The sequence below is a fragment of the Deltaproteobacteria bacterium genome (assembly GCA_026388545.1).
Classification (GTDB): domain Bacteria; phylum Desulfobacterota; class Syntrophia; order Syntrophales; family UBA2185; genus JAPLJS01.
In genome coordinates, this window is record JAPLJS010000055.1 from 1 (window position 1) to 22,578 (window position 22,578).

Genomic DNA, 22,578 nt, shown 5'->3' on the forward strand with positions numbered 1-22,578 from the left:
CCTTTGAGATTAACCACTTTTCTACAGGGACATATTGGCTTGTGCGAGCATCGATGTCAGGATCAAAATGATTATACCGCTCGCAAATCAAATTCTTCAGTAACACACCATATAATTCACGATCCAGCTTGTTTTTGTCGAGATAATCTTCAATTGCATCCTCTTTGATCGTTATCTCAATGGTCTTGGAACGCTTGCCTGGTTTCTGTGGATCGTTCCCGAGTTTCCAATCGATTTGTATTATATGATTATTCTTGGAGAAACGAGAGACAATCCATGCATTCGTTGGGAAAATTGGTTTTATAAGTCTGACCCAGAAGTCCAGCAGATCTTCAGCCATGGTTATTTATCCTTTTCGACTCATGATTCCGGCTCTATTATCTTCATCTCCTTAGTCCATCCGGATTTATCTGTCCGAACGTCTCTACATGAACGTTTGTGTTGGAGTTTGAAGATTATCCTTCCCTGATACTGTCCATCGGGCTCTACTCTGTACCCGAGTATCGTTCCTCCGTAAAAAGAAGGTTCTTGTCTCTTTTTATGAAAATAAATTTCACCCCCAACGAGTTTTTGAGCTTTCGTTTCATCCAGTCTCCACCAACCGCTTTCCCAGACATTATCGTGCAGCTTGGCAAAATTATTCAAAGATTCGATGAGGTGTATATTCATTTTTACCATCCTTTCTTAAAAACATTAATTACAATTCCAAGGCGCCTTAATTTTTGTGTGTTAAAATAAAAAAGCCCTATCTCATTGTAATGGACAGGGCTTCAATAATTTCTTTGATTTTCCCATGCGGGGTTAGGGCGCACCAACTTTTTCAGTAATGTCTATTACATAATCTATGCCATAGGATAGACCCTATTTAAGAAAAGTCAAGACAATTCTCTGCATGCCGGTAATCGCTCAATGGAAGATTGTGTTATTATTGATATTTGACGACTTTGAATAATTAATCGTTGGCGATACAGTAAAGGGGGCTGCGTCCACGTATCATCATGGACGCAGCCTGCTTTAAGAGGTTTTTAGTCTTTGAATATAGCGCCGGTGCTGGCGGAGGTAACCAGTTTGGCATAACGGGCCAGGTAGCCGCTTTGTATTGCCGATGGTTTTGGTTTAAATTTTTCCTGCCTTTTCTTCAATTCGGCCGGGCTGACCTTGAGGGTAATTGTTTTTTTCGGGATATCGATGGCGATAATGTCACCTTCTTTGACAAGACCGATGGGACCTCCCTCTGCCGCTTCCGGAGAGATGTGCCCGATGGCGGCACCGCGAGTGCCGCCGCTGAACCTTCCATCGGTGAGAAGTGACACTGTTGTATCAAGCCCCATCCCGGCGATGGCGGAGGTGGGCGCAAGCATTTCGCGCATACCGGGTCCGCCTTTCGGACCTTCGTAACGAATAACGACGATATCGCCCGGTTTGATCTTCCCACCCAAGATGGCGGCAATGGCATCGTCTTCGGAATCAAAGACACGGGCCTTACCTTCATTGACAAGCATATTTTCTGCGACAGCGGATTGCTTCACCACGGCGCCATCGGGGGCCAGATTTCCCCTGAGGATGGCGATGCCTCCTTCTTTCGAATAGGGTTTGTCAAGCGGCCTGATGACCTCACGGTTTAACACTCCGGCATCCTTTAGATTATCGCCCACCGTTTTCCCTGTAACCGTCATGGCTTTCAGGTCGATGACGCCAAGTTTATTGATGTCCTTCATTACCGCCTGAATTCCACCTGCCATGTCTAAGTCTTCTAAGTGGTGTTGTCCTGCGGGGCTGAGCTTGCAGAGATTCGGGGTTTTTTTACTTATTTCATTAAACAGGTCCAACTCCAGTTTAATCCCCGCTTCGTGGGCAATGGCAGGAATATGCAGGACCGTATTGGTCGAGCATCCCAGGGCCATGTCAACGGCGATGGCGTTTTTAAAAGCCGAAAGTGTGGCGATCTTCCTCGGGCGGATATCTTTCTTGAAGAGTTCCATGACTTTCATGCCGGCCTGCTTTGCCAGACGCCGACGGGCCGCATTGACAGCGGGTATCGTGCCGTTTCCGGGGAGGCCGAGACCGAGGGCCTCGGTGACGCAGTTCATGGAATTCGCCGTGTACATACCGGAACATGAGCCACACCCGGGGCAGGCACAGTCTTCTAAAGACTTCAGCTCCTTCTGTTTCATCCGGCCGGACTTCACCTTTCCGACCCCTTCGAAGACACTGATGAGATCCACCGTTTTTCCGTCCAGCGTTCCTGCCAGCATGGGACCGCCACTGATAAATATGGTAGGGATATTCAGGCGAAGCGCCGCCATCAACATTCCGGGAATGATCTTGTCGCAGTTAGTGACCATCACCAGGCCGTCAAAGGGATGGGCGATAGCCATAACCTCAATAGAATCGGCGATTAACTCCCTGCTGGCGAGAGAGTATTTCATGCCTGTATGTCCCATAGCGATCCCGTCACATACACCGATGACGGGAAATTCAACAGGCGTTCCTCCCGCCATGCGGATGCCGGATTTTACATCTTCCGTAATAATATCAAGATGAATGTGTCCCGGGATGATCTCGTTTGCGGAGTTTACCACGCCGATCAACGGCCGTGCAATTTCTTCATCGGTATACCCCATGGCTTTGAACAGGGATCTGTGTGGCGCCCGCTCCAGCCCCTTTTTCATCAGGTCGCTTCGCATGCTTTCCTCCTTACATTATTTGCGTACCGTGCTGTGTGTTCTATTTCTTTCTATCTTTTACATACGGTTGTAAATGTGCGGCGAAGTAAAAAGCTCCAGAGGCAAGGCGCGCGAATCCTGAGGAATGAGTCGTACTGGGATGTACGTCGCAATGACGAAGGATGAAGCGCAACGCAGCATATGGACTTTTTACAATGCCCGGCGCTATTTTTTTCTCCGTTCCGGTCTTAAGGAGCGGACTAAAGCGCCTGCCTGCCACATCTCGCTGTTTTTCATGGTATCGAGTTCTTTCTGCAGTTTCTCCCGGTAATCGGGCGCAGAGTTTACATCGAGGACGATCGCCGTTTCTTTGCCTGAGGCTACGCTTTCATATAATGTATCAAAAACAGGCGCTACAGCATCACGGAACCTGTTTTTCCAGTCTAAAGCACCCCGTTGGGCAGTTGTACTGCAATTGGCGTACATCCAGTCCATCCCGTTTTGAGCGACGAGCGGCATCAGGCTCTGGGTCAACTCTTCAACGGTTTCATTGAAGGCCTCACTGGGGCTGTGGCCGTGTTTGCGCAGGACATTGTACTGGGCCTCTAAGACGCCGGCCAGGCATCCCATAAGGACGCCACGCTCACCCGTGAGGTCGCTGTAAACCTCTTTTTCAAAGGTGGTGGGGAATAGATATCCCGATCCTATAGCAATACCGACAGCAAGTGTCCTTTCCAGTGCTTTTCCCGTGTAGTCTTGGAAAACGGCGTAGCTGGAATTGATGCCGCTTCCGGCAAGAAAATTGTCGCGCACGGTACGTCCCGCACCTTTTGGCGCAACCAGGATGACATCGATATCGGCTGGAGGAATTACACTAGTCTGGTTTTTATAAACAACGGAGAATCCATGAGAAAAGTAGAGGGCTTTGCCTTTCGTCAGGTGGGGTTTGAGATCCGGCCACATTTCCTTTTGACCTGCATCGGACATCAGATACTGGATGATGGTGCCGCGTTTGGCAGCTTCCATCGGCGGGAAAAGGGTCTCGCCGGGAATAAACCCTTCGTCGATGGCCTTTTGCCAGTTGTATTCTCCTTCACCGACGATACAGCGAATACCGTTATCTTTCATGTTTAAGGCCTGGCCGCGTCCCTGCACACCGTAACCGATGACGGTAACTATTTCATTCTTGAGCACCTGCCGCGCCTTTTCCAGGGTAAACTCCTCCGAGGTTATAACCTCTTCCATGACTCCGCCAATGTTAATTTTAGGCATACACTACATCCTCCTTTTGATTGAAATTTACAAATTATGATTTTATCCCGAAAGATCTATCTTTTCATTCTCATATAAATGGGAACCCAGTATTTTCAAAGAATTCCCACGTTCATGGGAATGACGGAAATAGTACATTTTTCAAGGGTATTAATGTATGAATTGAGAACTTTGAAGAATTGTGCTCCTCGAAATGATTGTGTGGTCAATTTTTCAAAGCTCTCGAACTGTTATTTTCATCGCTCTACGGCTACTGTTCCCGTTCTGGTGAAATCTTCTATTCCCATTGGTTCGAGAACGGACAGCGCATTTTCAATCTCGTCTTTATCGCCTGTCACTTCAAGAATACAGTAATCGGAAGCTGTATGTACTACTTTCCATCTGTAGATGTCAACATTTTGCATGATCTCATCTTTATTCGCCTCGGTCATTTTCATCCTAATCAGGATCAGTTCCCTGCAGGCCGAGCCAATATCTGTTAAATCCTTTACCTCAAGGACATCGACAAGTTTGGTGAGCTGCTTTTCAAGTTTTATAACGGTTTCCCGATTACCGATGGTTGTAATAATGATTTTGGTTAATTCGGGGTTTCTGGTAATGTTTGCCGAGATGCTTTCGATATTAAACCCCCGGCCACTGAAGGTGCCTGCAATCCTGGCCAGAACATCAGGTTTGTTGTTTACCAGGATTGAAATCGTGTTTTCTTTTACTTGCATATCTTTAATTACCTTTCATTTTATTCTTAAGGACTTAGGAAATTGCGCTCTAAAAGGCAATCTACTTGCTGAGTACCATATCTGTCAGCGCTGCTCCCGGTGAAACCATGGGGTACACACCTTCCTCGGGTTCGACATGGAAATCCATTACCACCGTCCTATTCGTATTGAGACCCTGCTTTAATATGGGCTCTACTTCTTCGGGACGTGTTGCCCGCAGTCCGACCGCATCATACGCTTCCGCCAGTTTCACAAAATCAGGGACATTACGTATATTACTATGAGAATACCGCTTCCCATAAAATAATTCCTGCCACTGGCGAACCAGGCCCAGGAAGCCGTTATTTAAGATAACGATTTTAACCGGAAGGTCATAATTAACCGCCGTTGCCAGTTCCTGAATGTTCATTTGTATGCTTCCGTCGCCGGCAATATCCACGACAACCCTGTCAGGGCATGCAACCTGTGCTCCTATTGCTGCCGGGAATCCAAAACCCATTGTGCCCAACCCGCCTGACGAAATGAAGGAATTGGGATAATCAAAGTGATAAAATTGAGCGGCCCACATCTGGTTCTGACCCACCTCAGTCGTGATGATCGCCTTGCCCTCCGTGAGTCGGTACAATGTATCGACGACGTATTGAGGCTTGATTTTGTCAGCCTGGCAATATGTCATGGGTGCGTGCTTTTTCCACTTTCCAATTTGATCGAGCCATGCCTTTGTTTGTGCTTCGGGAATCGCAAAACGATCATCGGCAATCCATGTATTGAGAAGCTGTAATACCGGTTTGCAATCACTCGCGATCGAGTGATGTGTTTTCACAAGTTTATCGATGGATGCCGGGTCAATGTCTATATGAAGGACCTTGGCATGGGGTGCAAAGGCATCGAGCTTTGAGGTAACTCGATCGTCAAACCGCATACCGATGGCGATCAAAAGGTCACAGTGACTGATGGCCATGTTGGCATAGTAGGTGCCGTGCATCCCCGGCATGCCGAGCCATTGAGGGGCTGAAGCGGGGAACCCCCCGAGCCCCATTAATGTTGAGGTAATGGGGATGTTCAGTGTCTGCACAAATGTTCTCAATTCATCCCAGGCCCGCCCCAGCATAACACCGCCACCCGAGATGATAAGCGGTTTTTCTGCTTTCCTGATCATGTCGAGGGCTTTCGCACACTCCGCATCAATAGAAGTCTTTTTACCGTTATTAGGGAGGCTTAAGTTCCAGGATATATCATTCTCTTCTATGAGTGTCCGTGTGATATCTTTGGGAATATCGATCAAGACCGGTCCGGGACGTCCCGATCGGGCAATATGAAAGGCCTCTCTGACGGTTCGGCCCAGGTCTTCAATTCTTCTCACCAGAAAGTTGTGCTTGGTGCATGGTCTTGTAATACCGGTAATATCCACTTCCTGAAAGGCATCACCGCCAATCAGCGATGTCGCTACCTGACCGGTCAGTACGACAACCGGAATGGAATCCAGATAAGCATTGGCAATACCGGTGACCGTGTTGGTTGCTCCGGGTCCCGATGTCACGAGGCAAACACCAACCTTGCCGGAAGCCCTCGCGTACCCGTCGGCTGCGTGTATGGCGCCCTGTTCATGCCGCACTAAAATATTTTTAATGTTGCGTCTGTACAGTTCATCAAAAATATCGAGTACGGCGCCACCCGGAAAACCAAAGATGGTATCGACATTTTCTTTTTCCAAGGCATTAAAAAGGACTTGTGCTCCTGTTACCTTCACTTTTCTGTTCCCCCTTTTTGAATTATGGTATTTCTAAAAATCTTTATTCGGATTTTCTCCAAAAAAAAACCGTTACCTTTGGCTGGTAACGGTTGTCAGTTGCGAAATATGTGCTAAGCGCAAACCATCAGCCAGCCCCCCTATGGCAGGGAATGATTATCCCGATAATTATGGCGATGTTTGCGATACTTAAAGAGTACATGGTATTAATCCATGTGGATATCTCTAACAGTCTCCCTTGATATTGTCAAGCATATTTTGTAAGTTTTTCAGATTTTTCCTTGCGGTCTATTCCGGTGTACAACAATTGACCCGGTTCTGTTTATTTCTTCCACGCCGAAAGATTGAAAATATTTCAAGACTGCTGCCGTTTCGTCCTGAAGACCTGTTATTTCAAGAATGAAATAATCGGGAGCCATGGTGACGATTTTGCAACCAAACATTTCAATTGCCCGCAGGAGCTCGGAATGCATTCCCTCTTTAACAGTAACGCCGATTAACATTAATTCTCTTTGAATATATGCCTGTCCCGAGAGATCGGAGACTGCTATTACATCTACAAGCTTCTCCAACTGTTTTTTTATCTTTTCCGTAAAATCGGGGTCCGATTCACTGGTTAGCGTGATTCTCGAAACTTCGGGGTTCGTTGTTTCCGCCACACAGAGGCTTTTGATGTTGTACCCATGACGGCCAAATACGCCACCTACACGGGAGAGAACGCCCGGTTGATTGTTGACCAGAATGGAAATGGTCTGTTCCTGTTCGCGAACCTTTCTAAACATAGCTTATCCTCCGTAGTGCGTCATTCAATCAGTCAAGCCTCTCATACATCATTTCGATGTTTGAGCAGCCGGGTGGTATAATGGGATAGACGTAGTTTTCCGGATCAACTACAGCTTCCAGGAGAAACGGACCCTCCGAGTTGGCCATCGCTTCGATGCCGGCCATGGGATCTTCCTCAACATTAATCCTGCAACCAGGAATGCCGAAGCCTCGTGCGACAGCAACGAAATCAACGTTACTTCCCAAATCGATGGTATTAAAGCGGTCATTGTAGAAGTGATGCTGGATCTGGCGGATCATTCCCAGGTGGCCGTTATTGATGACGATAATCTTTATCGGCAGATTGTAATAACCGATAGTCGCCAGTTCCTGTATATTCATGAAGAACCCGCCATCACCGGAGATAGACACAACGGCCCTTTCCGGTGCGCCGACTTTGACGCCTATTGACGCAGGCAGGCTGAATCCCATGGTGCCCATCCCTCCGCTGGTAATCAGGCTGCGGGGGCCCCGTGCCTTCCATGTGCGGATTGTCCATATCTGATTCAATCCCACGTCCGCAGTCACCGTCGTTTCCCTGGGCATGGCCTCCTGAACCAGGCGGATAAAATTTCCCGCATGTCCGCAACCGCTATCATCAAGTTTTTGTTCGATCGCATCCCTTTCCATATCGATTCTCTGCAGCCACTCCGATTTTTCCTTCTCATCGATGAGGGGGAGCAGGGCGGTAAGGGTATCATGAATATCTCCGACATAGGGGATATTGATTTTGATGCTCTTGCCGATCGATGTGGGATCGATATCGATCTGGGCGATTTTTGCCAGGGGTGCGAATTCTTCTATTTGCGCAGTACTGCGGTCCGAGAAACGGGTACCCACGGCAAGCATAAAATCGCACTGGTGCACCATTTTGTTTGCCAGCTCGTTCCCGTGAGTTCCGATAAGCCCAAGGTTGTAACCATTTGCGGAATCGACGGAACCGACTCCCATCATTGTCGTTACGAAGGGAATTTTCGCTTTTGCTATAAGCTCACGTATCAGGTGAAATGCATTACTCAATTTGACTCCCCCGCCAATGACGAGGATCGGCCGTTCACTCTGATTCAGGGCCTTAGCAATTTTTTCCAGTTGTTCCGGGTCTTCCACTGCATTGCCGTTCTTCTTCAGTGCCGATTCTGATTTTTCTTCTGCCGGTTCGCATTTCGCTGCCAGAATATCACGGGGGAGATCCACAAGGACGGGCCCCGGTCTCCCGGTCTTGGCGAGTTCAAATGCCTGCCTTAATGTTTGTGCAACATCGTTCACGTCATGCACCTGGTAGCTGTGTTTTGTGATAGGCATGGTAATCCCGATGATATCCGTTTCCTGGAAGGCGTCCTGTCCCAAAAGGCTCGTGCTCACCTGTGCCGTCAGGGCAACCATGGGCGTTGAGTCCATATAGGCCGTGGCGATACCTGTTACCAGATTGGTAGCCCCCGGTCCTGATGTTGCGAGGCACACGCCGACCTTCCCGGTGGCGCGGGCATAACCGTCAGCAGCATGGGCCGCTGCCTGTTCGTGCCGCATGAGATAATGGCGGACCTGGCTGTTCGTCAAACGGTCATGCAAGGGTAGTGTATTCGCCCCCGGGTATCCGAAGATGACATCCACCCCTTCTTCCCTGAGGATTTGTATGATGATATCTGCTCCTATAGTATCCATTTTCTCTTTCCTTCGTACTCCTTAATTCTATGACAATAAAAAAAGCCGCACATTTTACTGAACGGCGGCTTTTTCAAATACAAAAAAAGCCGCGGGGTAGCGGGGCCCGCGGCTCTTTGTTTCTATGTCAGTCCATCACAGAAACCGAGCTGCGGTCCCCCTAAGTACAAGTACTACCACTACGATCAGGATGTTGCTGCTCAGATTGTGACGGGTCATGTATTTACCATTATTCGTGAATTTGCTATTTAGCATATAGTAAAAATTTTATTTGTCAAGAGTTTTTTGAACGACGTATTGAACAGATGATTATTACGACTTTTTGTTTACTTCAAGTTTTAGATCGAACTCATTAACAAGCTATTACAGGGAATAATTCGGTCTTCTATAAAATTTGCAATACATCACGTGGTAATCCTCAGGGCTGATTTCGATTAAAGCCGGATAAGGCTGAACTTTAGAACACCTACGAGTCCCCAGCCTTCAGGTCAGTATTGAAGTGATGATTACGACTTGCTATCTTGCTTTTTTATACCGACTCAAAAAAACAACATAACAGGAAGACATTCACTTTTTTCTTGAACAGAAAAATAAACACTTCAGACTCTTTATGTTTCAACGCGTAATGAATCATTTTGTCCCGTGATTCGGCTTACGACTTCGTATTTAAATGCTGGATATGCTGATTTTGTGCTCCCTGTTGCGTTTTGGATGGCTACCCAATGGTAAAAAAACATTCAGTCTTATATTATCAGTAAGGTATGAGATTGCTTCACTTCGGTCGCAATGACAGAGGGGGTGTTTTTCAAAGGTCTTACAGTATCGAATGAATGTATTTATTCCTTTATCTGTCCGGATTGTTTCTCTATTTTTTTCACAACAGGGGGCTTTTCTTCTTTGTCTTTGTTAGAATTTTGTGCGGCTGGAATTGTTAGCTGAAGCTCGTTGACGTCGATATTTGTTTTAAAGCGGACGCCCTTTCTTCCCAGTCTGTAAAGGGCAAGGCTGGGGCTGTCAGTCCATTCAAGGGTATATTTACAGGCATCAACAATCACGCTTGCGGTATCGACTTTGACCGCCAGAAGGTCATGAAATGTAACCGGATTTACTGAAAATTTTGACCGGCCTTTGTACTCCCGCATGAATTTATAAACTGTATACGTGCCTTTGACCGTCCCGATATCGCCTATTTGATATGTGCTTCCATCCGGAAAAGGAGGGGTGATATTGTCAATATTATTCAGCATAGTGTAATCCAGATCAGCGTTCCTGATAACCGCTGTTAATGTGTATCCGCTGTCTGATAGTGTTATACTGCAACAGGACAGAAAGACGGCAGATATCAGAATGATGAACGAAGCGGGTAATAAAAATTTCTTCATAATGAAAAAATTATACAATCAAGAGATAAAAAATTTTGAATAACGTGGAGTTGCAACTTTGATTTTTCGAAGGTTTTATGTATTCTTAACGGGAGCTATCCGTATTGTTTTTGGTAGGGTCGTCCTGTGTCTCGTCAACCTCCACAGGTACCGCGCCATTTGCGGTCGTACCCTCAAGGAAACTTTCATATATGGTTCCGTAAGTTGACCGCATCGTGGGCATGCCTGTATGTGGGTCTACCTTGATGAACACAATTCCATCCGGAACGGGAAAAATTTCTACGGGCTTGCCGCGCACGGCCTTTTCCATGAAGTAAAGCCATATGGGCGCTGCGGCCCTTCCTCCCACTTCTTGTTTGCCGAGTGATCTTTCCTGGTCAAAACCGACCCACACTCCAGCCACCAGAGAAGGGGTAAAGCCTATAAACCACGCATCTCTCATGTCATCCGTTGTTCCCGTCTTCGCTGCGACGGGCCTGCCGATGCTCTTTACCCGCCTCCCTGTTCCGCTTTCCACAACATCCTGCAGGACATAGGATGAAATGAAGGCTATACGAGGGTCGATAACCTGTTCACTTTTTACCTGGGTCTCTTCAAAGACTTGACCTGTTCGATCAACGATTTTTCTTATGAAAAAGGGAACGACCCGTTTCCCCTGGTTTGCCAGAACACCATAGGCCCTGACCATTTCCTGAAGGGTGACACTGGACGTTCCCAGCGCCATGGTGAGATTTTTTGACAGTGGAGAGTTTATTCCCATATTTGCGGCATATGCAGCGGCGTAATCAACCCCTATCTCCTGAAGAACCTTTATCGTAATGATATTACGCGATTGGACGAGGGCGGTTCTCAGAGTGGTCGGCCCATTAAATTTTCCGTCAAAGTTTTTTGGTTTCCAGAAACCGTCCGGTGATGACCTGTCTTCATAGACAATAGGGGCATCCAGTATCCGTGTCGATGGAGTCATTCCCTTGTCGAAAGCGGCTGTGTAGATAAATGGCTTAAAAGATGATCCCGGCTGTCTCTTTGATTGGGTTGCGCGGTTGAATTCACTTTTCTTGAAATCCCTTCCTCCGACCATAGCTGTGACGGCACCGGTCTTCGCATCCATACAGAGAAATGCTCCCTGAACAACGCCTTTTTCATATCCCTCCCTGGCTTCTAATTCCTGAAGGCCCCTCTCAACAGCATCCCGTGCCGCCTTTTGCATATCTATGTTAAGGGTCGTATAGATCTCGAGACCTTCTTTATACAGTACGTCACTACCGTATTTTTCCAGGATGTACTTTCGAACGTTTTCGACAAAATAGGGGGCAATTTTTTCCTTTGGTCTGGTGGATTTGAGTTTGATATGTATTGCGAGTGCCCGCGATTTTTCTTCCTGGGTGATGTATTCATCCTCGACCATCCTGTCCAGTACATAGGTCTGTCTCTGGCGTGCCTTGTCGAAGTTGATGAAAGGGGAATAGCTGCTGGGCGCCTTGGGAAGTCCGGCCAGGAGTGCGGCTTCGGGCAGGGTCAGATACTTGGCGCTTTTCCCAAAATACCCCTGTGATGCCGCCTCAATTCCGTACGTTCCATGCCCTAAGTAGATGTGATTCAGATAGAGGCTCATGATTTCATCTTTTGTTAGATACTTGTCGATCTTATAGGCGAGCACAGCCTCCTTGATTTTTCTCATGTACTTTCTCTCCGAAGAGAGATAGAGGGATTTGGCCACCTGTTGAGTTATAGTACTTCCCCCCTGAACAATGCGTCCTGCCTCGATATTTTTATAAAAAGCCCTCGTTATACTCTGCAGGTCAAAGCCCTTGTGCTGATAAAATCTCGCATCTTCCGCAGCCACAAAGGCCTGAATAACTACCTTGGGAACATCTGCAAGCTTAATGACCTTTCTGTCTTCCAGAAAAAACTCATCGATGAGTTCATTGTTGTCCGCATACACCCGTGTGGCGATGCTCGGACGGTAGTCCTTTAAGGCCGCAATGCTCGGCAATTCTTTGAGAAGGATATAATAAAGGATACTGCTACCGATAACTGCGAGAATGAGGCAACACAGGATGGTCACCAATACTATTGTCCCGAGGCCGGAGTGTTTGAAATGTTTTTTTGTATTCTTATGGGTCATGTTTCTTCTTGATTGTCTTTCTCATCGTCGGCTTTGGGGCGTTTTTTTTCGGCGAATTTTGCCACAAATATACCAATTTCGTAAAGTCCCATCAAGGGTATAGCCATGATGATCTGGGTGAGTGCATCAGGGGAAGGTGTCAGTATGGCAGCGGCAACAAATATTACCAGGATGGCGTATCGCCTCTGTTTCGCGAGCATTTTTGAACTTACCACTCCGATCTTTACCATGAAGAAGATAATGACAGGGAGTTCAAAGGACAGACCAAACGCAAGCAGGAGTTTCAGGGAAAAGGAGAGATATTCCCTCAAAGAAATCATTGGTTTGAGAAAGTCAGATGAAAATTCCACAAAAAAACTGAATGCCGGGGGAAGGGCAAGAAAATATCCGAAGAGGACGCCGCCGACAAACAACAGGGTTGAAGTGATTACAAAGGGGACTACATATTTCTTTTCCGCCTTATAGAGGCCGGGTGATATGAACTTCCATAGCTGATACAGGGAGTAGGGGCATGTCAGAAAAAGCGATGCAAAGAAAGAGATTTTCATGTAGTTGAAAAATGCCTCCGGCAGGCTGGTATATATCATGTGACTGTTCTTAGGCAGGACCTGAACCAGGGGCATTGTGATGATCTGGAATAACCAGTCCCTATAAAACCAGCAAACGCCGACACCAATACCGACTACAATGAGTATACGGATAAGCCTGGTTCTCAATTCCCCCAGATGATTGGTAAAGGGCATTTTTTCTTCTACAGGGTCTTCCATAGATTAAATATTACGCGTCTCCATTAAGAAATTGATTCTTACGTTGAGTTGTCAAGACTGAGTTTTATTCGTGGAGTCTTTGGGGGATTGTTCTCTCTTTTCGCCGTCGGCGGGTGGAGATTGCTTATGCTCCTCCTGGTCGTCTTTTTTGCCAAAGAGGAGTGAGTTTTTAAAGTCATCAACTTCTTTTTTGATATCATCCGGCTTCAGTGTTTCTTTGACATTTTCTGTAACTTCTTCGGCCGCCTTTTTGAATTCGGTGAGGCCTTTACCCAAGGACTTAGCAAGGTCCGGTAATTTTTTTGGGCCCACGACGAGCAACGCGATAATGGCTATTATGATGAGTTCGGGCAAACCGATTCCGAACATGATTTCAACCTCTTCTTCAGTAAATTGAATGAGAATATATATATGGATTTCTCTATTTGTCAACGTTTTTCGCAGGCGCGTATTGTCGCTGAAAATTTTTGCGTTCTCAGCACTTTTGTGTTAGAAAACTACGATTGTTCAAAAAGAAACCCTATTAGGGAAGGTGGCCGATGTCGCGAAAAACGGGTATTGTTAAGGATGAAAGGTACTTAAGGCATGACGCCGGATTTGGTCATCCGGAATCACCGCAGAGGCTTGGAGCGACGTATGCTATGCTCGATGCTCCCGATATGGCGGGAAAATTTGTCGAAATTGAACCACGGTATGCTACCCATGAAGAGATTGGAATGATTCATTCCCCTTCATACATCAATCTTGTGGCCAGTACGGCAGGCAAGGCATTCGTTGCCCTCGATCCCGATACCGCAGCGACACCGGAGTCATACGATGTTGCAAAGTTAGCGGTGGGAGGGTTATTCAACGCCATTGACAGCGTTGTTTCCGGGGAAGTTGAAGGGGCCTTTGCCCTTGTCAGGCCGCCCGGACACCATGCGGGGGTGTCGAATGCAGCGGGCTTCTGTCTCTTCAACAATGTTGCCATAGGCGCCATGCACGCGATTTTGAAGTACACAATGAATAGAATCCTGGTTGTTGACTGGGACCTGCACCACGGTAACGGTACCCAGGCGCAATTTTATGATGACAATAGGGTTTTATATTTCTCAACACACCAGTATCCATATTATCCGGGTACAGGCGCTATAGAAGAAATCGGACGGGGGAAAGGCCTCGGCTATAATGTCAATATTCCCCTCAGACCCGGTACGGATAATGCCCAATATGTCAAGATTTTTAGAAAAATAATATACCCCCTATCCATGAAATTTAAGCCGGACATCGTGTTGATTTCGGCCGGATTTGATCCTTATTACAAGGATCCGCTGGGCGGCATGAAAGTGACCTCCGATGGATTTGCCTATTTAACCCGTATTCTCATGGATATTGCCGATAACTGCTGCGGCGGAAAACTGGTTTTAACCCTTGAAGGGGGGTATCATATCACCGGTCTGGCAGAGTCGATAAAATCGGTGCTTATTGAAATGCAGGATGGCACACATGTGTCGGATGATGTGCTTGATTGTACTGAGCAGGAAGCAGACAGCCGTATAGATCCGGTGATAAAGAAGGTTATTGATCAGATCAACCCGATATGGCAGGTATTTTAATGGAAGAAAATTTACATTTCCCCCTCCCACCAGGGGAGGGGAAATAATTGGGTTGGAAAGTTTATTGAATAAAGGAGACGGGATTGAAGATTACAAAAAATGAAGTGGAAAATGTTGCTCATCTGGCAAGGCTTGATTTCAGTGAAGAGGAAAAGGTGAAATTCACCTCGCAGCTCAACGATATCCTTATGTATATTGAGAAGTTGAATCAGGCAGATACGACGGGCATCGAACCGGTCAGTCATGCAATTGCCCTTCAAAATGCCTTCAGGGATGACGTTGTCAAAGATTCCCTCAGCCATGAACTTTCCCTGTCCAATGCCCCCGAAGCGCGAGGGCCCTTTTTCCGGGTTCCGAAGGTCATCGAGTAGAAGAGGGGAGTATGGAACTCCATCAATTAACGATTCACGAGTTGCAGAAATTGATCATGTCGGGAGAGGTAACCTCCTCCGACATCGTTACCTCCGTGTTCAAGAGGATTGACGCCGTTGAGAAGGGTGTTCACGCATACATTACCCTCATGAAGGAGTATTCCTTTGAAGAATCGTTGAAAGCAGACAAAGACATCAAAGCGGGGAAGATCAAACCCCTGACCGGCATCCCCGTCGCTCTTAAGGATATCGTATGCACGAAGGGTTTCTTGACGACATGCGGGTCCCCCATCCTGCACAACTATATCCCGCCGTATGATGCCACGGTGGTGGAGAAATTAAAGGACTCCGGCGCCGTGTTTACCGGCAAGACAAATATGGATGAATTTGCCATGGGTTCATCAACGGAAACTTCGTATTTCGGGATTACCAGAAATCCCTGGGATCTTGATAGAATCCCCGGCGGGTCCAGCGGCGGCTCCGCGGCGGCGGTGGCTGCCGATCTTTGCATTGCCTCTATCGGGTCCGATACGGGCGGCTCCATCAGACAGCCGGCTGCACTGTGCGGCGTTGTCGGGATAAAGCCTACCTACGGGAGGGTTTCCCGATACGGCCTCATCGCCTTTGCCTCCTCCCTCGACCAGATCGGTCCTTTTACCAAGGATGTGGAGGATTGCGCCATCATGATGAATGCCCTTGCCGGTTATGATCCGAGGGAGTCCACGTCGGTTCCCATGGATGTGCCGGATTACCGGGAATTTCTCTCGCGTGGTATCGAGGGCTGGAGGGTAGGGATTCCGCAGGAGTACTTCATCGAAGGGATTGATCCGGAGGTCGAAGAGTCGGTTCGCAAAGCCATCACGGTTATAGAAGGTCTCGGGGCGAAGTGCATCGAGATGTCTCTTCCTCATACCGAGTATTGCCTGGCCGTGTATTATATCATTGCCCCCGCGGAGGCGAGTTCCAATCTGGCCCGCTATGACGGGGTGAAATACGGATTCCGCTCTCAGGAGAGCAGGGATCTCCTGGATATGTATAAAAAAACCCGCTCGGCAGGCTTCGGGGCTGAGGTAAAAAGGCGTATAATGATAGGGACATACGCGTTGTCTTCAGGATATTATGACGCCTACTACAAGAAGGCCTCCCAGGTGCGGTCATTGATTAAACGGGATTTTGAGGAGGCATTCAAACAGTGTGATGTAATTCTTACCCCGACATCCCCCACTCCCGCCTTCAAGATCGGCGAGAAAACGGAAGATCCGCTGCAGATGTACCTCTCCGATATATTCACAATATCGGCAAACCTGGCGGGCATACCGGGGATTTCTGTACCCTGCGGCTTTACGCGGGAAGGACTCCCCATCGGTGTTCAGTTTCTGGCGGGACACTTTGAGGAAGGTAAATTAATACAGATTTCCTCTGCTTTTGAAAAACACGCAACCCTTGAGAAAAGGAGACCAACTCTCTAATGTCATATGAACCGGTCATCGGGCTGGAGGTTCATGCCCAGCTTCTCACGAAATCGAAAATTTTCTGCGGCTGCTCAACCCAGTTCGGAGCTGAGCCCAACAGTCACACCTGTCCCGTATGTATGGGGATGCCCGGGGTCCTGCCCGTTTTGAATAAGAAGGTGGTCGAGTACACAATGAAAATGGCCATGGCGACTCATTGCAGGATCAACAAAGCATGCAATTTTGCGAGGAAAAACTATTTTTATCCCGATCTTCCCAAAGGGTATCAGATATCACAGTATGCCCAGCCCCTTTCAGAGCACGGGTATGTAGATATTGAACAGGATGGGGGAAAGAAGAGGATAGGCATTACCCGGATTCACATGGAGGAAGACGCGGGTAAACTGATGCACGATGAGCATACACCGTCAAGTTATGTGGACCTGAACCGGACGGGGGTGCCATTGATTGAGATTGTCAGCGAGCCGGATATGAGAAACGCCGAGGAGGCCGCTGCCTATCTGAAAAGACTCCATGAAATACTGGTCTATCTGGAAATCTGTGATGGGAACATGGAGGAGGGGAGTTTCCGCTGCGATGCCAACGTATCTCTCAGGCAAAGAGGCGAAACGGCCTTCGGTACGCGGGCAGAACTTAAAAACATGAATTCCTTCCGGAATGTCCAGCGTGCCCTGGAGTATGAAATCAAGCGGCAGCAGTACGTTCTGGAGAATGGCCAGGAGGTTATCCAGGAAACCAGGCTCTGGGATGATTCCCAGGGGGTGACACTGTCCATGCGGAGTAAAGAAGAGGCCCACGATTACCGCTATTTCCCCGATCCCGATCTCGTTCCGATCGTCATTGATGAGGTATGGATTGAGGAGGTTAAAAAAAGCCTCCCCGAACTTCCACTGGAAAAACGGGAACGGTTTATCAGAGAGTATCAGATCCCTCCCTACGATGCCGGGGTGCTGACATCGAGCCGGGCCCTTGCCGATTACTTCGAAGAAGTGGCGCGGCTTTCCGGGAAGCCGAAAGTTGCCGGCAACTGGGTTATGGGGGATGTTCTCCGGTTCCTTAATGAAGAAAAAAGGGACATTAAGGAATGTACCATCCTTCCCCAGTCACTCGCAGAGATGATTGTGCTCATTGAAAACGGCACCATCAGCGGAAAGATGGCCAAGGATATTATTGTGGAGATGTACAAGACCGGGGAGACGCCCCAAACGATTATCGAAGAAAAAGGCATGGTGCAGATTACCGATGAAGATGCGCTGGCAAAAACCATTGCCGAAATTCTGGCGGCAAATCCGGCACAGCTTGAGCAGTACCGGGCAGGCAAGGAAAAACTCTTCGGGTACTTCGTCGGCCAGGTCATGAAAGCTACCCAGGGAAAGGCCAATCCCCAGGTTATCAACGAGCTTTTGAAAAAGATGTTGGCAAAAGAATAATTATCCCCGGTTTGAGATACCGTCTTTACGAGTACCTGCCTCCAATGCTTCGCATCGTTAAGGTTGTTAAAGGGGGACACCTGTCCCTGATTACAATTACTACCATGGAAGATGCGCACTTTACGTTCTTTTCTCTTGACAAATTCATATCAATATGAGTAATTATGACTAGAATTATGATTAACTACAATTGGAGTCAGATTATGAAAACACTCTCATTATCCGAGGCAAAAATGAAATTCAGTGCCATCGTGGATATGGTAAGTTCCACCGACGAGGAGATCGTTATCACAAAAAACGGGCGGCCCGCGGCGATTATCATCAGTCCTGATGAGTATGAAAGCATCAAGGAAACAGCCAATGTACGCTCAGATGCAGCATTGATGGAGGAAATCAGCCGGGGGCTGAACTCATTGAAGGCAAAGCGGGCACAAGTCTTCACCCTTGACGAATTATGAAACCAATCCTTCATACACTGAGGATGCCGGAAGAAATAGCCGCTTTGATTCGCGGGATGCATCCGGAATTAAAGAAAAAAATCAAGGCCGGGCTCAAGGCAATCATGGAAGCGCCGCACACAGGCAAGATACTGCGGGATGAATTGGCTGGGTTACGCAGTATGCGGGTTAGCAAATTGAGGATAATCTATCGCATCTCGAAAAAAGAGATTGAAATTGTCGCCGTTGGTCCGCGTATCAGGATTTACGAGGAAACATACAGGCTCCTCCAAAAGGAGAAACGGAAAAGCACATAGAATTCTCAGAGAGATTCATAAAATAGTATTGATAAGTTAAAGGTTTCGTATTCAGCAATGACAATCAGAACAATATATTGGGAAGACGATGCCGTCGTCATGATCGACCAGAATGCCCTGCCTCATGAAGAAAAATGCGTGACATGCAGGCGCTATGAGGATGTCGCGGCGGCGATCAAGGACATGACCGTTCGCGGCGCCCCGGCCATAGGAGTTGCGGCGGCGATGGGTATCGCCCTGGGCATGTTGAATCTTTGCCCTTCGTCCAAAGAAGACATTAGGACTGCCTTTAATGAAATCTGCTCCGAGTTTGCCCGTACACGCCCCACGGCAAGGAACCTCTTCTGGGCCATCGAGAGGATGAAAAAACGTTTTGCAGAAGCACCATTATCCCATCCGGATAAGATCAAGAAGACACTTGTGGATGAAGCTATCAGAATCTGCGAGGAGGATATTGCCATAAACAGGCGAATGGGCATTCATGGAAGATCGCTCATTCAGGATGGCGACACCATACTTACTCACTGTAATGCCGGCGCCCTGGCGACGGCCGGGTACGGGACGGCCCTGGGCGTGATCAGGGCTGCCTGCGAAGAAGGGAAAAAAGTTTATGTGTATGTTGATGAGACGAGGCCCGTCCTCCAAGGTGCCCGGCTGACGGCCTGGGAATTGATGAAGGAGAATATTCCTGCCACCCTGATTACGGACAGCATGGCGGGTTTCTTGATGAAACAGGGGAGGATCAGCAAGGTTATTGTCGGCGCGGACCGGATTGCCGCCAACGGCGATGCGGCTAACAAGATCGGCACCTATTCACTCGCTGTTCTAGCCAAAGAGCATAACATTCCTTTTTATATAGCAGCACCGGTATCGACGATAGACATGTCCGTTTCGAATGGCGATGAGATTCCCATTGAGGAAAGAAATAGAGAGGAAGTCACAACAATCCGTGGAGTACAAGTGGCGCCTGAAGGGGTGGATGTCTATAATCCCGCCTTTGATGTAACCCCCAACTGTTACCTCACAGCCATCATCACCGAGGGAGGGATTGCCGTTCCCCCTTATCTGGAAAGCATTAAAAGCTTGACCTCTATTGAGACTTGAAGTGAGAACAAGAGTTGAAAAAACGTTATATAGCAGCCTTATTTTTCATCTTCCTGCATTCTCACCTCTGCTATGCCGGAGATTCCGCACTTCTCTCCTCTCCCCTTGAATCGGTAAAAAAAGATTACCGCAACTTTTACCTTGATGGAAATAACCTCATTCAATTAGGTATCGGGATAGCCGGTGCAGGCGTGTTCGCAAATACCTCAATGGATAAGGATATCCAGGAGAAGTACACAAAAAATGTGAAGAGTGCAACAACAGATGATTTTTCTCATATCTTCAGACAGCCCGGTGAAGTTTATCTAACTATCCCGGCGCTCCTCGGTACATATGCCGTTTTCAAAGACACAGCGACAGGCGAGTGGGCGCAAAGATCCCTCAGGGCAATTGCTGTCGGCGCCCCTGGAGGACTCTTCATGCAGTGGGCCACAGGGGGATCGCCGCCGTCGGAAGGACACTCCGATTGGAGACCGTTTAATGACAACGAAGGATTGAGCGGTCACGCGTTTATTGGTGCAGTCCCCTTTATCACAGCCGCCCGGATGAACGATAACCTGTACATTAAAGGAGCCTTATACGCCGTGTCAGTTCTCCCGGCGTTATCAAGGATAAATGATGATAAACACTACTTTTCGCAGGCCGCCATCGGTTGGTATCTTGCCTTCCTGAGCTGTAGCGCTGTCGCCAAGACGGAAGATCAAAACGAGTATTCGTTTTTCATACTTCCCCTATCGCATAAGGGATTAGCCGTTATGGTGAGTCGATCTTTCTAATGAAGGCATGACCCGACCAACTAAAAATGGTGACGTATAAAGAGGAAGAAGTCCCTGCTTATCAGAAAAAGGGGGAATATCCCTCCCTATTTTCCGAAAATTTCTATCGTTATTGAAATATCCCGCTCTCGGATATCGGAAGGTATCCCTTTCTCTCCCATTTCTCCAATTGTCTTTAGTTTCTCCATGAATTCCTTTACGTTTTGCACCTTGAGTTCTGCGGTAATGACTTCTTTCCCTTCAAGGGATTGCCTCTCAATTTTTCGTGCACCGAATTTGCCGAGCAGGTTTTTTACCTCTTTGACGGCAATACCTGCGTCCTCGACATGAACCGTAACACCGATGTACGCCGATTTTCTGACGGCCGTTCCTATAGCCTGTGGCGCAGCGGGCAAGGCTTCGTATTTCCTGCTTTCCTTGGCAGCTCCTGCATAATGCCCGATTTCTTCACGCTTGTATTCAAGTGCCGGGGCGGCCATCATATCCATATCCTTCTTTGGGGCTTTCGTAAGGACGGTCTTTTCCTTTGCGGCCGGGGCAGGAACAGCTTCCGGGGGCTTCTGAGAAGTTGTCGGGGCTTGATCTTTTCCGGTTTCAAATATGGCTGCCGGAGGCGCTATGACAACCTTAATCTCCGGTTCGCCGACCCTGTAAATCTGGAAGGCGAGAACGGCAATGAGGACAGTGGCCAGGGCCTGGACGGGAATCTTTATATGAATCGGATAAAACAGTTTCCGAATGATGCCCGTTTCCTGTTTTGCCTCTTCCCGCACCCGAAACATGATCCTCTGCGTGAACCACGGCGGCGGATCTACCTCCTCGAGTTCACGCACAAGTTTTCCCGTTTTCTTCAGGGCTTCGAGGGCGTTGCTGCACTGCCGGCACGACGCAAGGTGCTCTTCGACGAGAACTTTCTCTTCCGGAGAGAGTAACCCTTCGAGATAGGCAGGCATAGTATGTTCACTATCTTTACATGTCATCACAGGTCCCCAAGTAGCTTCATCAGGCAATCCTTCAGGGCATTCCGCGCCCTGAAGAGTCGGGATTTAACCGTTCCGTCCGGTATTTTCAAAATATCCTGTATCTCTTCATAGGAAAATCCCTGTATATCCCTGAGAACCAGGACATCCCTGTATTCGTCATCGAGGGAAATGATGCATTCCTGCACCTTTGCCTCCCGCTCCCTCTTCTCAAGCTGTTCGAGAGGGGGTGCTTCAGATGAAGGCGCCTGGCAGAGATGCCTTTCGTCTTCTATTTCAGCAGGATCGTTGAATGATTCCTGGTTATGAGAGAGGGTCTTTACCTGTTGTAATCGGTTTTTCGTGTGGTTCACGACGATTCTGTAGAGCCACGTGGAAAACTGGGATTCTTGCCGGAACTTTTTTATCGACCTGTAGGCTGAGAGAAATGCCTCCTGCACCACGTCACAGGCATCATCGTAGTTGCCCGTCATCCTGTACGCGATGTTCAGCATCTTCTTCTGGTGCCTCTCTACCAAAACCTCGAAAGCGTCGGTATCGCCTTTCTGACATAATACGACAAATTCCACGTCATCGTCTGCGATTGTCCGGTTCTTGTCATCCACGTGATAAGACATTTTTAACAAGGGTTTCGTTCCTCTTATTTTCCCTTCATATGGACAACCGATAATGGACATCTTGTCAAGAAAAAATTTCCGGCTAAGAAAAGTTCTATCCAGATTAACTCCCCTCCCCTCTTGGGAGGGGTTGGGGGAGGGGGAAATGAATGGTCATCTCACCCTCTCCCTTGCCCTTGTATGTTAGAGTTATCCACAACAAAGAGAGCGTACATGCCAATAGATTTTCTTATTCTCGTGGCATGTACGGGCTCTTTGCTGTGGGTAACTCGGCAAGTAAAAAACATAATGTAAGATCATCGGTTCCTTGTTAT

Annotated in this window: 22 protein-coding genes; 8 read left to right on the forward strand and 14 right to left on the reverse strand. The window is 47.8% G+C overall.

Annotated elements, in window-relative coordinates:
• The 12 genes from NTW12_06450 to tatB all read right to left on the reverse strand — a co-directional run.
• On the reverse strand, positions 1-340 hold a 340-nt coding region (locus NTW12_06450), incomplete at its 3' end, for a hypothetical protein (GenBank protein MCX5845982.1).
• Positions 341-360: 20 nt separating this feature from the next.
• Positions 361-669, reverse strand: coding sequence for a hypothetical protein (locus NTW12_06455; protein ID MCX5845983.1), 309 nt, complete (start codon positions 667-669; stop codon positions 361-363).
• 356 nt (positions 670-1,025) lie between these two features.
• The gene (gene ilvD, locus NTW12_06460; GenBank protein MCX5845984.1) at positions 1,026-2,687 is read right to left on the reverse strand and encodes a dihydroxy-acid dehydratase; all 1,662 of its coding nucleotides are present in this window, start codon (positions 2,685-2,687) and stop codon (positions 1,026-1,028) included.
• A gap of 204 nt (positions 2,688-2,891) precedes the next feature.
• A complete protein-coding gene (gene ilvC, locus NTW12_06465) occupies positions 2,892-3,938 on the reverse strand; it encodes a ketol-acid reductoisomerase (GenBank protein ID MCX5845985.1) in 1,047 nt (348 codons plus the stop codon).
• A gap of 236 nt (positions 3,939-4,174) precedes the next feature.
• Positions 4,175-4,654, reverse strand: coding sequence for an acetolactate synthase small subunit (gene ilvN, locus NTW12_06470; protein ID MCX5845986.1), 480 nt, complete (start codon positions 4,652-4,654; stop codon positions 4,175-4,177).
• Positions 4,655-4,715: 61 nt separating this feature from the next.
• A complete protein-coding gene (gene ilvB, locus NTW12_06475; GenBank protein ID MCX5845987.1) occupies positions 4,716-6,404 on the reverse strand; it encodes a biosynthetic-type acetolactate synthase large subunit in 1,689 nt (562 codons plus the stop codon).
• A 269-nt stretch (positions 6,405-6,673) separates the two neighbouring features.
• Positions 6,674-7,186: an acetolactate synthase small subunit gene (ilvN, locus tag NTW12_06480; GenBank protein MCX5845988.1), complete on the reverse strand. Its 513-nt coding sequence runs from the start codon at positions 7,184-7,186 to the stop codon at positions 6,674-6,676.
• Positions 7,187-7,214: 28 nt separating this feature from the next.
• Positions 7,215-8,888, reverse strand: coding sequence for a biosynthetic-type acetolactate synthase large subunit (gene ilvB, locus NTW12_06485; GenBank protein MCX5845989.1), 1,674 nt, complete (start codon positions 8,886-8,888; stop codon positions 7,215-7,217).
• A gap of 836 nt (positions 8,889-9,724) precedes the next feature.
• Positions 9,725-10,270, reverse strand: a complete 546-nt coding sequence (locus NTW12_06490; GenBank protein MCX5845990.1) for a hypothetical protein — start codon at positions 10,268-10,270, stop codon at positions 9,725-9,727.
• An 85-nt stretch (positions 10,271-10,355) separates the two neighbouring features.
• Positions 10,356-12,398: a PBP1A family penicillin-binding protein gene (locus tag NTW12_06495; protein MCX5845991.1), complete on the reverse strand. Its 2,043-nt coding sequence runs from the start codon at positions 12,396-12,398 to the stop codon at positions 10,356-10,358.
• On the reverse strand, positions 12,395-13,165 hold the full coding sequence (tatC, locus tag NTW12_06500; GenBank protein MCX5845992.1) for a twin-arginine translocase subunit TatC: 771 nt from the start codon (positions 13,163-13,165) through the stop codon (positions 12,395-12,397). Before tatC ends, NTW12_06495 begins: the two co-directional genes overlap by 4 nt.
• A gap of 51 nt (positions 13,166-13,216) precedes the next feature.
• The gene (tatB, locus tag NTW12_06505; protein MCX5845993.1) at positions 13,217-13,534 is read right to left on the reverse strand and encodes a Sec-independent protein translocase protein TatB; all 318 of its coding nucleotides are present in this window, start codon (positions 13,532-13,534) and stop codon (positions 13,217-13,219) included.
• A gap of 170 nt (positions 13,535-13,704) precedes the next feature.
• Between tatB and NTW12_06510 the strand changes: the two genes are divergently transcribed.
• The 8 genes from NTW12_06510 to NTW12_06545 all read left to right on the forward strand — a co-directional run bounded on the left by NTW12_06510 (position 13,705) and on the right by NTW12_06545 (position 20,667).
• A complete protein-coding gene (locus NTW12_06510; GenBank protein MCX5845994.1) occupies positions 13,705-14,760 on the forward strand; it encodes a histone deacetylase in 1,056 nt (351 codons plus the stop codon).
• An 83-nt stretch (positions 14,761-14,843) separates the two neighbouring features.
• Positions 14,844-15,131, forward strand: a complete 288-nt coding sequence (gene gatC / locus NTW12_06515; protein MCX5845995.1) for an Asp-tRNA(Asn)/Glu-tRNA(Gln) amidotransferase subunit GatC — start codon at positions 14,844-14,846, stop codon at positions 15,129-15,131.
• A gap of 11 nt (positions 15,132-15,142) precedes the next feature.
• Entirely contained in the window at positions 15,143-16,600 is a 1,458-nt protein-coding gene (gene gatA / locus NTW12_06520; GenBank protein MCX5845996.1) for an Asp-tRNA(Asn)/Glu-tRNA(Gln) amidotransferase subunit GatA, read from the forward strand.
• Positions 16,600-18,033, forward strand: a complete 1,434-nt coding sequence (gene gatB / locus NTW12_06525) for an Asp-tRNA(Asn)/Glu-tRNA(Gln) amidotransferase subunit GatB (protein ID MCX5845997.1) — start codon at positions 16,600-16,602, stop codon at positions 18,031-18,033. The genes gatA and gatB overlap by 1 nt, the downstream gene beginning before the upstream one ends.
• 203 nt (positions 18,034-18,236) lie before the next feature.
• Positions 18,237-18,491 carry a type II toxin-antitoxin system Phd/YefM family antitoxin gene (locus NTW12_06530; protein ID MCX5845998.1) on the forward strand — a complete coding sequence of 85 codons (255 nt, stop codon included), beginning with the start codon at positions 18,237-18,239 and terminating at the stop codon, positions 18,489-18,491.
• Positions 18,488-18,787, forward strand: a complete 300-nt coding sequence (locus tag NTW12_06535) for a type II toxin-antitoxin system RelE/ParE family toxin (protein MCX5845999.1) — start codon at positions 18,488-18,490, stop codon at positions 18,785-18,787. The genes NTW12_06530 and NTW12_06535 overlap by 4 nt, the downstream gene beginning before the upstream one ends.
• Positions 18,788-18,844: 57 nt before the next feature.
• Positions 18,845-19,891, forward strand: a complete 1,047-nt coding sequence (mtnA, locus tag NTW12_06540) for an S-methyl-5-thioribose-1-phosphate isomerase (GenBank protein ID MCX5846000.1) — start codon at positions 18,845-18,847, stop codon at positions 19,889-19,891.
• A 14-nt stretch (positions 19,892-19,905) separates the two neighbouring features.
• On the forward strand, positions 19,906-20,667 hold the full coding sequence (locus NTW12_06545) for a hypothetical protein (GenBank protein MCX5846001.1): 762 nt from the start codon (positions 19,906-19,908) through the stop codon (positions 20,665-20,667).
• An 86-nt stretch (positions 20,668-20,753) separates the two neighbouring features.
• Here the strand turns inward: NTW12_06545 and NTW12_06550 are convergent, their stop codons facing one another.
• Together NTW12_06550 and NTW12_06555 are read right to left on the reverse strand one after the other, a co-directional pair.
• Positions 20,754-21,647: a DUF2275 domain-containing protein gene (locus NTW12_06550; protein MCX5846002.1), complete on the reverse strand. Its 894-nt coding sequence runs from the start codon at positions 21,645-21,647 to the stop codon at positions 20,754-20,756.
• A complete protein-coding gene (locus tag NTW12_06555) occupies positions 21,647-22,264 on the reverse strand; it encodes a sigma-70 family RNA polymerase sigma factor (GenBank protein ID MCX5846003.1) in 618 nt (205 codons plus the stop codon). The genes NTW12_06550 and NTW12_06555 overlap by 1 nt, the downstream gene beginning before the upstream one ends.
• Positions 22,265-22,578: the final 314 nt, after the last annotated feature.